Here is a 13,390-nt window from a genome sequence, read left to right on the forward strand (position 1 = left end):
ATCCGATCATGATCAAGTTCTTGTCACCGGCCCTGCGCGTGACAGCCGTTACCTTTGTGCTGTGCGGCCTGGCCTATCCGTTCGCCATCACCGGGATCGGGCAACTGCTGTTTCCCGCGCAGGCCAACGGCAGCCTGGTGAAGAGCCCCGAGGGTCAGGTCATCGGCTCGGCGCTGATCGGCCAGCAGTGGGATGCCCCGCAGTGGTTCCACGGACGTCCGTCGGCCACCACCGACACCGATCCCAAGGACCCGCTGAAAACCGTGCCGTCGCCCTATAACGCGGCCAGCTCCTCGGGCTCCAACCTGGGTCCGACCAGCCAGGCCCTGAGCGATCGGCTGACGGCTGACCGGCATGCCCTTGAGCAGGCCCAGCCTGAACTGGCCGGCCAGACACTGCCCGCCGACATGCTGACCACCTCGGCCTCCGGCCTGGACCCGGACATCAGCCCGGCCAATGCCATCCTGCAGGCCACCCGCGTGGCGCAACAACGCGGCGTGGCCCTGGATAAAGTACTGGCGCTGGTCCAGGCCAATACCCAGGCACCTTCGCTGGGGCTGTTCGGTGAGCCTCGGGTCAATGTGCTGGCCCTGAACCTGGCTCTGCAACGGGACTATCCGGTTCATCAATAAGACGGGACAATAGACGGGACTTACTCTGCAACAGCGACAATTGACATGAACGGACACATCTCACGAAGCATCCCCTGCCTGCTGATGCTGGCGCTCGGTTTTTCAATGATCGCCGGCTGCTCGGGAGGCGTTCGCAGACCCCGGTCGAAGGCTACGCCTGTTACGCCAAGGCGGTGCCGACGCTGGGGGATGGCGGATTGGCCTGGGGACCGAGCGTGAAGAGCGCCAGTGTGAAAGCGCTGGATAACTGCCGGCGCTACGCCGCTGAATCGGACGGAACGCCGTCGACCTGCAAGGTCACCTTGACCGGCTGTCGCTAAAAAACACCGCCCCCTGTAGGAGCCAGCTTGCTGGCGATGGCGTCCCTGAAGTCGATACAAGACTGACGGGCCTCATCGCCAGCAAGCTGGCGCCTACAGGTTTTTCGGCATTTTCAAGATCCCATACGGAGACAGGACCCACAAACTTTCACAAGGGGCTTGCACGTCAAATATTATGGTATACCATCAGACCATATGTTCAACGTACACCTCAGGAGCCCCTTATGAGTTTCGAAATCCGCAAGATCGTCAGCTATACCGAACAGACCCTGATCGAAGGCGGCAAGGCCACCGACAAACCGGTGACCATGATCGGCCTCGCCGTGGTGATGAAAAACCCCTGGCTGGGTCGTGGTTTCGTCGAAGACCTGAAACCGGAAATCCGCGCCCACTGCTCCGACCTGGGTGCCATGATGGTCGAACGCCTGGTGGCGGCCATCGGCGGCGCCGAGCGCATCGAAGCCTACGGCAAGGCCGCGGTGGTCGGCGCCGACGGTGAAATCGAACACGCCTCGGCGGTGATCCACACCCTGCGCTTCGGCAACCACTACCGCGAGGCGGTCCAGGCCAAGAGCTACCTGAGTTTCACCAACAAGCGCGGCGGTCCCGGCACCTCGATCCAGATCCCGATGATGCACAAGGACGACGAAGGCCTGCGCTCGCACTACATCACCCTGGAAATGCGCATCGAAGACGCCCCGCGCGCCGACGAAATCGTCGTGGTGCTGGGTTGCGCCGACGGTGGCCGCGTGCACCCGCGCATCGGCAACCGCTACATCGACCTGGAAGAACTGGCCGCCGAAAAAGCCCGGTAATCAACAAGCAAGGCAGGAGCGCTCCATGATTCGGCACACTGCTGAACGCACCCCGGCCGGCACCAGTTACCTGGCGACCGGCGAGGGCCCGCCCGTGGTCCTGATCCACGGTGTAGGGCTGAACAAAGAAATGTGGGGCGGCCAGATTGTCGGCCTGGCGCCGCACTACCGGGTGATCGCCTACGACATGCTCGGACACGGCGCCAGCCCCCGCCCCGACCCGGACTGCGGGCTGCCCGGGTACGCCGAGCAGTTGCACGAACTGCTCGAGCACCTGCAGTTGCCGGCGGCCCATGTGATCGGTTTTTCCATGGGCGGCCTGGTGGCCCGGGCCTTCGCCCTGCACTACCCGCAACAGCTGCAAGGCCTGGTGGTGCTCAACAGCGTGTTCAACCGCAGCGCCGAGCAGCGTGCCGGGGTGATCGCCCGCACCAGCCAGGCGGCGCAACACGGTCCGGATGCCAACGCCGAGGCAGCCCTCTCCCGCTGGTTCAGCCGCGAGTACCAGGCGGCGAACCCGGCGCAGATCGCCGCCATCCGCCAGACCCTGGCCGGCAACGATCCCCTGGGTTACCTGACCACCTACGAGTTGTTCGCCACCCAGGACATGTACCGCGCCGAGGACCTGGGCAGCATCCAGGCACCGACCCTGATCGCCACCGGCGAACTGGACCCGGGTTCCACCCCGGAAATGGCCGAGCAACTGGCCCGGCGTATACCCGGCGCGCGGGTTACCGTGCTGCCCGAGCAGCGGCATATGATGCCGGTAGAATCGCCGCGCATGGTCAACCAGATGCTCCTGGAATTCCTCGCGACAGCGCATACCCGTCCAACTCCAATAAAGGGGATCGTTGCATGACACTCGCCCGCTTCCAGATGTGCATCGACGGTGAATGGGTCGATGCCCTGTCCGGCAAGACCTTCGACAGCCTCGACCCGGCCCTCGCCGCGCCGTGGGCGCAATTGCCCGACGCCGACGAAGCGGATGTCGAGCGCGCCGTCCAGGCCGCGCAACGGGCTTTCGAAAACCCGGCCTGGCGCGGCCTCAGCGCCACCGCCCGGGGCAAGCTGCTGCGCCGCCTCGGCGATCTGATCGCTGATAACAAGGAACGCCTGGCCCAGCTGGAAAGCCGCGACAACGGCAAGCTGATCCGCGAGACCCGTGGCCAGGTCGGCTACCTGCCGGAATTCTTCCATTACACCGCGGGCCTGGCCGACAAGCTCGAAGGCGGCACCCTGCCGCTGGACAAGCCGGACCTGTTCGCCTACACCGTGCACGAAGCCCTGGGCGTGGTCGCCGGGATCATCCCCTGGAACAGCCCGCTGTACCTGACCGCGATCAAGCTGGCGCCGGCCCTCGCGGCGGGTAACACCGTCGTGCTCAAACCCTCCGAGCATGCCTCGGCCACCGTCCTGGAGCTGGCACGGCTGGCGCTGGAAGCCGGCATTCCGCCCGGCGTGGTCAATGTCGTCACCGGTTACGGGCCGAGCACCGGCGCCGCCCTGACCCGCCACCCGCTGGTGCGCAAGATCGCCTTCACCGGCGGTGCCGCCACCGCCCGCCATGTGGTGCGCAGCAGCGCCGAGAACTTCGCCAAGCTGTCCCTGGAACTGGGCGGCAAGTCGCCGAACATCATCTTTGCCGATGCCGACCTGGACAGCGCGATCAACGGCGCCATCGCCGGGATCTACGCGGCGTCCGGACAGAGCTGCGTCTCCGGTTCGCGCCTGCTGGTGCAGGACGAGATCTACGACCAATTCGTCGAGCGCCTGGTAGCCCGCGCCCAGCGCATCCGCATCGGCAACCCGCAGGACGACAGCAGCGAGATGGGCCCGATGGCCACCGCCCAGCAGTTGGCCGTGGTCGAAGGCCTGGTGGCCGACGCCCTGGCCGAAGGCGCGCGCCTGCGCCTGGGCGGCAAGCGCCCCGGGCACCTGCCGGAAGGCTGGTTCTACGAGCCGACCTTGTTCGAATGCGACCGCAACTCAATGAAGATCATGCAGGAAGAAGTCTTCGGCCCGGTGGCCTCGGTGATCCGTTTCAAGGACGAGGCCGAAGCCCTGGCCATCGCCAACGACTCGCAGTTCGGCCTGGCCGCCGGCATCTGGACACGCGACCTCGGCCGGGCCCACCGCCTGGCGCGGGACATCCGCTCCGGGATCATCTGGGTCAACACCTACCGCGCGGTCTCGGCCATGGCGCCCATCGGCGGTTTCAAGAACAGCGGTTACGGTCGCGAGAGCGGCATCGATTCGGTGCTGGCCTATACCGAACTGAAAACGGTGTGGATCAACCTCTCGTCGGCACCGATGCCCGACCCCTTCGTGATGCGCTAGGAGACAACCGAGATGATCGAACCCGGTATCTACAAAGAAGTCATGGGCTCCTTCCCGTCGGGCGTCACGGTGGTCACCACCCTGGACGCCGAGGGCGGCATCGTCGGCATCACCGCCAGTGCCTTCAGCGCCCTGTCCATCGACCCGGCGCTGGTGCTGTTCTGCCCCAACTACGCCTCGGACACCTACCCGATCCTGCGCGACAGCAAGCGCTTCGCCATCCACCTGCTCGCGGCGGACCAACAGGCCGAGGCCTATGCCTTCGCCGGCAAGGGCAAGGACAAGGCCCGCGGCATCGACTGGCACCTCAGCGCCCTGGGCAACCCGCTGCTGGACAAGGCCACGGCGATCATCGAGTGCGAGTTGTGGCGCGAATACGACGGCGGCGATCACGCCATCATCGTCGGCGCGGTCAAGAACCTGATCCTGCCCGAGCAGCCGGTGACGCCGATGATCTACCACAAGGGCAAGCTCGGCCCGCTGCCCGCGCTGGCCTGAGCCTTTTGCCACGGTGCGGGCCGACGAAGAGGAACGACGCATGATAAGCTTGGCGACGATTTCGGCCCTCGATCGGCCCCACGAACTTTTAGAGCGGATCCCATGAAACGCCTGCCACTCGACGACAGCTTCAAGGTCAATCGCAACCCCGTTACCCTGCGCGAAATCGTGCTGGACAAGCTGCGAAGCGCCATCATGAACTTCCAACTCCTGCCCGGGGACCGTCTGGTCGAACGCGACCTCTGCGAGCGCCTGGGCGTCAGCCGCACCTCGGTGCGCGAAGCCCTGCGTCACCTGGAGTCCGAAGGCCTGGTGGCGTTCGCCGATGCCAAGGGCCCGAGCGTCGCCATCATCACCCTGGACGATGCGGTCGATATCTACGAACTGCGCTGCGTGCTGGAAGGCCTGATCGTCCAGCTGTTCACCCTGCGGGCCAAGGCCAAGGACATCAAGGCCTTGGAAAAGGCCCTGGAAGTCAATCGCAAGGCCCTCAAGGACGGCGAGCTGCAGCAGGTGATCGATTCGGTGCAAGGTTTCTACGACGTGCTGCTCGAAGGCTCGGGCAACCATGTCGCCGCCACCCAGCTGCGTCAGCTGCAGGCCCGCATCAGCTACCTGCGGGCCACCTCGGTGTCCCAGGAAAACCGTCGCGGCGCCAGCAACCAGGAAATGGAGCGGATCGTCGAGGCGATCAAGAGCGGCGACCCGCTGGCCGCCCACCAGGCCTCGGTCGACCACGTGCGCGCGGCGGCCAAGGTGGCGCTGGAGTACCTCAAGCGCAAGCAGGACGAAGCCGGCCCGGCCCCCGAGATCACCGCGCCCATCGCCCTCAAAGAACCGCGCATGGGCCGCTGAGATGGCCAGCCCGCGCTTCTGCCCGCAGTGCGGCGGTGCCGACCTCGGCCGGCAAGTGCCGCCGGGCGACACCCATGAACGCCTGATGTGCAGGGGCTGCGGCTACATCCACTACGTCAACCCGAAGATCATCGCCGGCTGCATCATCGAGCGCGACGGCAAGTACCTGCTGTGCCAACGGGCGATCCCGCCACGGCCCGGCACCTGGACCCTGCCCGCGGGCTTCATGGAAAGCGGCGAAACCACCGAACAGGCGGCGTTGCGCGAAGTCTGGGAAGAAAGCGGCGTGCGCGCACAGATCGTCTCGCCGTATTCGATCTTCAGCGTGCCGACCATCAGCGAGGTGTACATCATCTTCCGCGCCCTCGCCCTGGAAGAGACCGGCCAGTACGGGCCGGAAACCCTCGACTACCGCTTCTTCGCCCCGGACGAGATCCCGTGGGACAGCATCTACTACCCGGCCATCCGGCAGATTCTCGAACGTTATATCGAGGAACGCGAGGCCGGGGTCTACGGCCTCTACGTCGGCAACGACGACAGCGGCACGGTTCACTTCATCCGCTGAGCCCCTCGACAATGATCACTTCGGCCCGGGCCGCGCCCTCGCGGTGCCCGCGCGCCTCCTGATATTCCGCCGAACGATAACAGGCCAGCGCCTGGTCGTAGGAATCGAACTCGATCACCACGTTGCGCTGTGGCGTCGCCCTGCCCTCCAGGGCCTCGGCGCGTCCGCCCCGTGCCAGCAGGCGCCCGCCGTAGCGGGCAAACACCGCCGGGGCGCGGCGGGTGTATTCGGTGTACTGCTCAGGGTCGGTGACCTCCACATGGGCAATCCAGTAAGCCTTCATCGATGACCTCATTGCTGGTTGATTTTGTATTATGGTATACCATAAATCACACTTTCATACAGAGCGAGCGCCGGCATGGCCTTTGACCGTATCCAGGACATCATCGACGACTACCGCCAGGGCAAGATGGTCCTGCTGGTGGACGACGAAGATCGCGAAAACGAAGGCGGCCTGCTGATCGCCGCCGACTGCTGCAACGCCCAGGCCATCAGCTTCATGGCCCGCGAAGCGCGCGGGCTGATCTGCCTGACCCTGACCGACGAGCACTGCCGGCGCCTGGGCCTCGAGCAGATGGTGCCGAGCAACGGCAGCGCGTTCAGCACCGCCTTCACCGTGTCCATCGAAGCCGCCCACGGCGTGACCACCGGCATTTCCGCCGCTGACCGCGCTCGCACCGTCGAAGCCGCGGTGGCCGCCGATGCCCGCGCCGAAGACCTGGTGCAGCCCGGGCACATCTTCCCCCTGCGCGCCCGTGAAGGTGGCGTGCTGACCCGCGCCGGACACACCGAGGCCGGCTGCGATCTGGCGCGCCTGGCCGGCTTTACCCCGGCCTCGGTGATCGTCGAAGTGATGAACGACGACGGCAGCATGGCCCGCCGCCCGGACCTCGAGGTCTTCGCCCGTCGGCACGGGATCCGGATCGGCACCATCGCCGACCTGATCCACTACCGCCTCAGCACCGAGCACACGGTGGTGCGTATCGGCGAACGGGAACTGCCGACGGTGCACGGCACGTTCCGCCTGGTCACCTTCGAGGACCGCATCGAGGGCGGCGTGCACATGGCGATGGTCATGGGCGATATCCGCCGCGACACCCCGACGCTGGTGCGCGTCCACGTCATCGATCCGCTGCGCGACCTGGTGGGCGCCGAGTACCACGGGCCGAGCAACTGGACGCTGTGGGCCGCCTTGCAGCGGGTCGCCGAGGAAGGCTGCGGCGTGGTCGTGGTGCTGGCCAACCATGAGTCGTCCCAGGCACTGCTGGAGCGCGTACCGCAACTGACCCGCCCACCACGCCAGTACAGCCGCTCGCAATCGCGGATCTATTCGGAGATCGGCACTGGTGCCCAGATACTGCAGGACATCGGGGTCGGCCAGCTGCGCCACCTGGGGCCGCCGCTCAAATATGCCGGGCTGACCGGCTACGATCTGCAGGTGGTGGAAAGCATCCCCTTTCCACTGGCCTGATTCCCCGCAGAAAGCCCAAAGGCCGGATCACCGGTCAGGCAAAGTGCTTGCAGAAAGTTTGGAATACCATAATATGATATTCCGTAGACCGGAGAGTTTTTCCCAGTGCCCCCGACAGGGAAAGCACACGCAACACCCCTTGGCAGGGTCGCCTCAAAGGGCTCCGATGGACCTACTGCTCCCGATAGGCGGGCATCAACAACCCGCTCAAAAACACAACAAATGAGGGCGTGAAAATGGTGTTGAACAAAGGTGCAACCGCCGTACTGGCCGCAGGCTTGCTGACCCTGGCCTGCAATGTCGCCATGGCGGCCGAAAGCGTGAACTTCGTCAGCTGGGGCGGCAGCACCCAGGACGCGCAGAAGCAGGCCTGGGCCGACCCGTTCAGCAAGGCCAGCGGCATCAGCGTGGTCCAGGACGGCCCCACCGACTACGGCAAGCTCAAGGCCATGGTCGAAAGCGGTAACGTGCAGTGGGACGTGGTCGACGTCGAAGCCGATTTCGCCCTGCGCGCCGCCGCCGAAGGCCTGCTCGAACCGCTGGACTTCAGCCAGATCCAGCGCGACAAGATCGACCCGCGTTTCGTCTCCGACCACGGCGTCGGTTCGTTCTACTTCTCCTTCGTGCTCGGCTACAACCAAGGCAAGCTGGGCGCCGGCAAGCCGCAGGACTGGAGCGCCCTGTTCGACACCAAGACCTACCCGGGCAAACGCGCCCTGTACAAATGGCCAAGCCCCGGCGTGCTGGAACTGGCCCTGCTGGCCGACGGCGTTCCCTCCGACAAGCTCTACCCGCTGGACCTGGACCGCGCCTTCAAGAAGCTCGACACCATCAAGAAAGACATCGTCTGGTGGGGCGGCGGCGCGCAATCCCAGCAACTGCTGGCCTCGGGTGAAGCCAGCCTTGGGCAGTTCTGGAACGGCCGGATCTACGCCTTGCAGCAGGACGGCGCACCGGTGGGCGTGAGCTGGAAACAGAACCTGGTCATGGCCGACATCCTGGTCGTGCCTAAAGGTTCCAAGAACAAGGCGGCGGCCATGAAGTTCCTGGCCAATGCCAGCAGCGCCAAGGGCCAGGCCGACTTCTCCAACCTGACCGCCTATGCCCCGGTCAACGTCGACAGCGTCGCCCGCCTGGACTCGGTACTGGCACCGAACCTGCCGACTGCCTACGCTAAGGATCAGATCACCCTCGACTTCGCGTACTGGGCCAAGAACGGTCCGGCCATTGCGACACGGTGGAACGAATGGCTGGTCAAATGAAAATGGCGGCCACGCTCTCCACTGACACCCGTCCGACCGGGAGCGCCCCTGGCGCTGCCGGCCTGGCCAGCAGCAAGGCGGCGGTCATGCAGCAGTCCTCGTATGCGCAGCGCTGGCGAGGGGCTGGTAACCTGTTACCGGCCCTGCTGTTCCTCGGCGTGTTTTTCCTCGCGCCACTGATCGGCCTGTTGCTGCGCGGCGTCCTGGAACCCACGCCGGGGCTTGAGAACTACCAGCAGCTGTTCGCCAACTCTGCCTATGCACGGGTCCTGCTCAACACCTTCTCGGTGGCCGGGCTGGTCACCCTGTTCAGCCTGCTGTTGGGCTTTCCCCTGGCCTGGGCGATCACCCTGGTGCCGCGTGGCTGGGGCCGCTGGCTGCTGAGTATCGTGCTGCTGTCGATGTGGACCAGCCTGCTGGCCCGGACCTATTCGTGGCTGGTGCTGTTGCAGGCCTCCGGGGTGATCAACAAGGCCTTGATGGCCATGGGCATCATCGACCAGCCGCTGGAGATGGTGCACAACCTGACCGGCGTGGTGATCGGCATGAGCTACATCATGATCCCGTTCATCGTGCTGCCGTTGCAGGCGACCATGCAGGCCATCGACCCGATGATCCTGCAGGCCGGCGCCATCTGCGGGGCCAGTCCCTGGACCAACTTCCTGCGGGTGTTCCTGCCGCTGTGCCGGCCGGGGCTGTTTTCCGGCGGGCTGATGGTCTTCGTCATGTCCCTGGGCTACTACGTCACGCCGGCCCTGCTGGGCGGTGCGCAGAACATGATGCTGCCGGAGTTCATCATTCAACAGGTGCAGTCGTTCCTCAACTGGGGCCTGGCCAGCGCCGGTGCCGCCCTGCTGATCCTGATCACCCTGGTGTTGTTCTACTTCTACCTGAAGCTCCAGCCGGAATCCCCGGTCGGCGCCCGTAACGCGAGGTAAGCCGCCATGCTCCTGACTCCCAATGCCATGAGCCGGCGCCTGCGCCTGGGCCTCTATCTCACGACCGGGCTGATCGCGTTGTTCCTGCTGCTGCCGATCGTGTTCATCGTGCTGCTGTCGTTCGGTTCCTCCCAGTGGCTGGTGTTTCCGCCACCGGGCTGGACGCTGAAATGGTACGGCCAGTTCTTCTCCAACGCCGACTGGATGAACGCCGCGATGGCCAGCTTGAAGGTGGCGATCCTGACCACCTTCTTTGCGGTCGCCCTCGGCCTGCCGACGGCCTTCGCCCTGGTGCGCGGGCGCTTCCCCGGGCGGGAACTGCTCTACGCGCTGTTCACCCTGCCGATGATCGTGCCCCTGGTGATCATCGCCGTGGCGGTGTATGCGCTGTTTCTCAAGCTCGGCTACACCGGGACGATGTTCGCCTTCGTGGTCAGCCATGTGATCGTCGCGCTGCCCTTCACCATCATCTCGATCATCAACTCGCTGAAGCTGTTCGACCAGTCGATCGAGGACGCCGCGGTGATCTGCGGGGCCTCGCGCCTGCAGGCGGTGTTCAAGGTGACCTTTCCGGCGATTCGCCCCGGCATGGTGGCCGGTGCGCTGTTCGCCTTCCTGGTGTCGTGGGATGAAGTGGTGCTGAGCGTGATGATGGCCAGCCCGACCCTGCAAACCTTGCCCGTGAAAATGTGGACCACCCTGCGCCAGGACCTGACCCCGGTGATCGCCGTCGCTTCGACGCTGCTGATCGGCCTGTCGGTGCTGGTGATGGTGATCGCCGCCGCCCTGCGCCGGCGCAATGAACTGCGCGCCTGAGCGCCCTGGAGTAGAACATGAGTGCCGTGATCAAAGACCCCGCGCAGCAGGACCGCCCCCTGGTCAGCCTGCGCAACCTGAACAAGCACTACGGCGACTTCGCCGCCGTGGACAACATTTCCCTGGAGATCCGCGACGGTGAATTCCTCACCTTCCTCGGTTCCAGCGGCTCGGGCAAAAGCACCACCCTGTCGATGCTGGCCGGTTTCGAAACCCCCAGCAGCGGCGAGATCCTGGTGGGCGGACAGTCCCTGGTCAAGGTACCGCCGCACAAGCGCGACATCGGCATGGTGTTCCAGCGTTACTCGCTGTTTCCGCACCTCTCGGTGCGGGACAACATCGCCTTCCCGCTGACCTTGCGCAAACTCAGCAGCGAGGAGCGCTCACGCCGGGTCGACGCGATGCTCAAGCTGGTCCAGCTCGAAGCCTTTGCCCATCGTCGCCCGTCCCAGCTCTCCGGCGGCCAGCAACAGCGCGTGGCGATTGCCCGGGCGCTGGTCTACGAACCGCGCATCCTGCTGATGGACGAACCCCTCGGTGCCCTGGACAAGAAGCTGCGCGAAGACCTGCAGGACGAACTGCGCCAACTGCATCGCCGGCTGGGCATCACCATTGTCTACGTGACCCATGACCAGGAAGAAGCCATGCGCCTGTCCCAACGCATCGCGATCTTCAGCCACGGCAAGATCGTCGGCCTGGGCAGCGGCTACGACCTCTACCAGAACCCGCCGAACGCCTTTGTCGCCTCGTTCCTCGGCAACTCGAACTTCCTCAAGCTCAAGGCCCGGGGCAACGCCACGGGGGATTTCGAGGGGCAGGCCCTGGCAATCCGGCCGACCTCCGGGGTTTCCAACGACCAGCCGCTGTTGCTGATGGTGCGTCCGGAGAAGGCCCTGGCCCTGAGTCTCGCACAGGCCGCCGCCGAACCACTGCCGGCTGGCTGGAACGAGGTACCGGCCAAGGTCGGCGAAATGCTCTTCCTCGGCGAAAGCCAGACCTGCAGCGTGATGACCGACGGCGGCACGGCGATGACGGTCAAGGCGCTGTCGGCCACCGGCATGCCACTCAAGGCCGGCGATCCGGTGCGGGTGCGCTGGGCCAGCGCCGATGCCTGCGTCTATACGCAGTGGAGCGAGGGTGATCTGAACAAGGCGGCCGGCGCCCATTGAATAAAACCCGGGTTCAGGTGTTATATCTGGGTAGCCATGCCCTGTTGGCCGTGCAACCCGGAGAGCCGAATGAACATCCTGTTATCTGCCACAGCGCTGGCCAGTGCCCTGCTCTGCACGGCGACACTGGCGGCGCCCACCGACTGGCACCTGGCCAAGGACGAAGACGGCATTCAGGTCTACCTGCGCCACGTCCCGGGTTCACGCTACCAGAGCTTTCGCGGCGAGGTGGAGATCAAGGCCGATGTCGGCACCCTGAGCGACCTGCAGGAAAACCTCCGGGTCGCCTGCAAGTGGCTGTATGCCTGCGCCGACATGCGCCTGCTGAAAAATGACGGCGACGACACCTGGGTCTACCTCACCACCGCGTTGCCATGGCCGGCGCAAACCCGCGACATGGTGATTCACGTGCACAGCGAACGCGCCGACGACGGCAGCCTGACCCGGCGGCTGGAAGCCGTGCCCGGCTTCGTGCCCGCCACACCGGGACAGATCCGTGTCCGCCAGCTGAAAGGCACCTGGACCATGCGCCCGGAAAGCGACCGGCAAACCCGGGTGACCTATGAGCTGCAAGCCGAACCGGCCGGCGATATCCCCTCCTGGCTGGCCAATCGGTTCGTGGTCGACGCGCCCATGATCAGCCTCAAGACCTTGCGAGCGGTGGCCGAGCACCAGGGCGTACGCAGCGTGGAAACGTCACCGTAGTCAGGCCTAGTCAGGCCTGCAAGCGTACCTTGAAATCCTCGATCCAGGCCCGGACCATGGCTGAGTAAGGCGCCTCGGGCCGGGCCATGCGCTTCATTTCCCCGAGGATCCGGTCCTGAAGGAAGTACAGGCGCTTGGCGATACTGGCAACCGTGGCCGAGGGTGGCGCCTCGGGATCAGGCACCAGCTTGTCCGCCATCTCCCCCACTTCCAGCGCCAGCATTTCCAGGAACTCCAGCTGGCGCAGCAAGCGCGTGCGCTCCTGCACCAGGCCCAGGCGGTTAAGGCCGTAGACATGAATCGAGACGCTGCCCTTGAGGCTCACGCCGGCTGTCAGCGCGTCCTGGAGATGGTCGTCCATGACGGCTTCGGCCATCGACGCAAGGTCCGCGCCCGAGTGAGGCCTGGGCAGTACCAGGCCGATCAGGTTGCTCCGGTTGATATGGAACTTCAGGTGTTCGTCCGGGTTGTCGCGGCACGGGTCGAGCAGCAGCGGGTACTCAGCGGCAAGGTCCGCCGCGTCGGACATGGCCCGCTGGCCGAGGATCGGAAAGCTGTCCTTCTTCCCGGAGAGCAGCAGGCGGCCCTGGTTGAACCCCTGGCGGTCATCCCGCAGGGTCAGCAGCCTGGCCGAGAGCCTGGGGGTGACCTGCTTGCGCTTGCGATTGCAGTCGATGCAACTGGGCAACAGGTTGTCCCAATCCATGGCGACCCACCAATAGCCGGGATGGCTGGCGTCCTCGGACACCGCACCCTTGGGCCGGTAATGCTCGACATCCACCGGCGCGGTCGAGGCGAAGAAGCTTTCGCAATAGGCGCATTTGCCGTGGAACAGCTCGTCGAGCTGCTGCTTGACGCTGTCGATCTTGTACACCGCAAAAGCCGGCGGATTGCCGACGGGCGCGGCGAACCAGGCCTTGAGCTTTTGCAGCTCCCTGGCGGCGGGCGAGTCGGCTCCGGACAGCGCCTGCGGCGCCTTGGCAGTCGTTCGAATGACGGCGCGCATG

Annotated in this window: 15 protein-coding genes; 13 read left to right on the forward strand and 2 right to left on the reverse strand. The window is 65.3% G+C overall.

The annotated features are described in order from the left end of the window. The first annotated feature begins 8 nt into the window (after positions 1-8). The 7 genes from kdpC (at position 9) to NUH87_RS04740 (ending at position 6,022) form a co-directional block, all read left to right on the forward strand. Entirely contained in the window at positions 9-632 is a 624-nt protein-coding gene (gene kdpC, locus NUH87_RS04710; protein ID WP_338524972.1) for a potassium-transporting ATPase subunit KdpC, read from the forward strand. A 544-nt stretch (positions 633-1,176) separates the two neighbouring features. Then, positions 1,177-1,767, forward strand: a complete 591-nt coding sequence (locus NUH87_RS04715) for an amino acid synthesis family protein (protein ID WP_338524973.1) — start codon at positions 1,177-1,179, stop codon at positions 1,765-1,767. 25 nt (positions 1,768-1,792) lie between these two features. Then, the gene (locus NUH87_RS04720) at positions 1,793-2,626 is read left to right on the forward strand and encodes an alpha/beta fold hydrolase (protein WP_338524974.1); all 834 of its coding nucleotides are present in this window, start codon (positions 1,793-1,795) and stop codon (positions 2,624-2,626) included. Then, positions 2,623-4,104, forward strand: coding sequence for an aldehyde dehydrogenase (locus NUH87_RS04725; protein WP_338524975.1), 1,482 nt, complete (start codon positions 2,623-2,625; stop codon positions 4,102-4,104). The genes NUH87_RS04720 and NUH87_RS04725 overlap by 4 nt, the downstream gene beginning before the upstream one ends. 12 nt (positions 4,105-4,116) lie before the next feature. Then, positions 4,117-4,602: a flavin reductase family protein gene (locus tag NUH87_RS04730; protein ID WP_040068439.1), complete on the forward strand. Its 486-nt coding sequence runs from the start codon at positions 4,117-4,119 to the stop codon at positions 4,600-4,602. A 102-nt stretch (positions 4,603-4,704) separates the two neighbouring features. Further along, on the forward strand, positions 4,705-5,457 hold the full coding sequence (locus tag NUH87_RS04735) for a GntR family transcriptional regulator (RefSeq protein WP_040068441.1): 753 nt from the start codon (positions 4,705-4,707) through the stop codon (positions 5,455-5,457). Between the two features lies 1 nt (position 5,458). Then, positions 5,459-6,022, forward strand: coding sequence for an NUDIX hydrolase (locus NUH87_RS04740; RefSeq protein ID WP_338524976.1), 564 nt, complete (start codon positions 5,459-5,461; stop codon positions 6,020-6,022). Here NUH87_RS04740 and NUH87_RS04745 read toward each other — a convergent pair. After that, positions 6,012-6,305: a DUF1330 domain-containing protein gene (locus tag NUH87_RS04745; RefSeq protein ID WP_338524977.1), complete on the reverse strand. Its 294-nt coding sequence runs from the start codon at positions 6,303-6,305 to the stop codon at positions 6,012-6,014. The two genes, NUH87_RS04740 and NUH87_RS04745, sit on opposite strands and share 11 nt — an antisense overlap. A gap of 75 nt (positions 6,306-6,380) precedes the next feature. Here NUH87_RS04745 and ribBA point away from each other — a divergent pair, with 75 nt between their 5' ends. The 6 genes from ribBA (at position 6,381) to NUH87_RS04775 (ending at position 12,383) form a co-directional block, all read left to right on the forward strand. Next, positions 6,381-7,493 carry a bifunctional 3,4-dihydroxy-2-butanone-4-phosphate synthase/GTP cyclohydrolase II gene (ribBA, locus tag NUH87_RS04750; RefSeq protein WP_338524978.1) on the forward strand — a complete coding sequence of 371 codons (1,113 nt, stop codon included), beginning with the start codon at positions 6,381-6,383 and terminating at the stop codon, positions 7,491-7,493. A gap of 236 nt (positions 7,494-7,729) precedes the next feature. Beyond that, positions 7,730-8,755 (forward strand): polyamine ABC transporter substrate-binding protein, encoded by a 1,026-nt coding sequence (locus tag NUH87_RS04755; protein ID WP_338524979.1) that lies wholly within the window; start codon positions 7,730-7,732, stop codon positions 8,753-8,755. Then, positions 8,752-9,693 (forward strand): ABC transporter permease, encoded by a 942-nt coding sequence (locus NUH87_RS04760; protein ID WP_338526727.1) that lies wholly within the window; start codon positions 8,752-8,754, stop codon positions 9,691-9,693. Before NUH87_RS04755 ends, NUH87_RS04760 begins: the two co-directional genes overlap by 4 nt. A gap of 6 nt (positions 9,694-9,699) precedes the next feature. Further along, entirely contained in the window at positions 9,700-10,509 is an 810-nt protein-coding gene (locus NUH87_RS04765) for an ABC transporter permease (RefSeq protein ID WP_338524980.1), read from the forward strand. Positions 10,510-10,526: 17 nt separating this feature from the next. Further along, positions 10,527-11,678 carry an ABC transporter ATP-binding protein gene (locus NUH87_RS04770; protein WP_338524981.1) on the forward strand — a complete coding sequence of 384 codons (1,152 nt, stop codon included), beginning with the start codon at positions 10,527-10,529 and terminating at the stop codon, positions 11,676-11,678. Between the two features lie 69 nt (positions 11,679-11,747). After that, entirely contained in the window at positions 11,748-12,383 is a 636-nt protein-coding gene (locus tag NUH87_RS04775; RefSeq protein ID WP_338524982.1) for an START domain-containing protein, read from the forward strand. Positions 12,384-12,393: 10 nt separating this feature from the next. Here NUH87_RS04775 and NUH87_RS04780 read toward each other — a convergent pair whose 3' ends face one another. Continuing rightward, positions 12,394-13,389, reverse strand: coding sequence for an endonuclease (locus NUH87_RS04780; RefSeq protein WP_338524983.1), 996 nt, complete (start codon positions 13,387-13,389; stop codon positions 12,394-12,396). Position 13,390 lies beyond the last annotated feature (1 nt).

It is taken from the genome of Pseudomonas batumici (assembly GCF_036585405.1).
GTDB classification, from domain to species: domain Bacteria; phylum Pseudomonadota; class Gammaproteobacteria; order Pseudomonadales; family Pseudomonadaceae; genus Aquipseudomonas; species Aquipseudomonas batumici.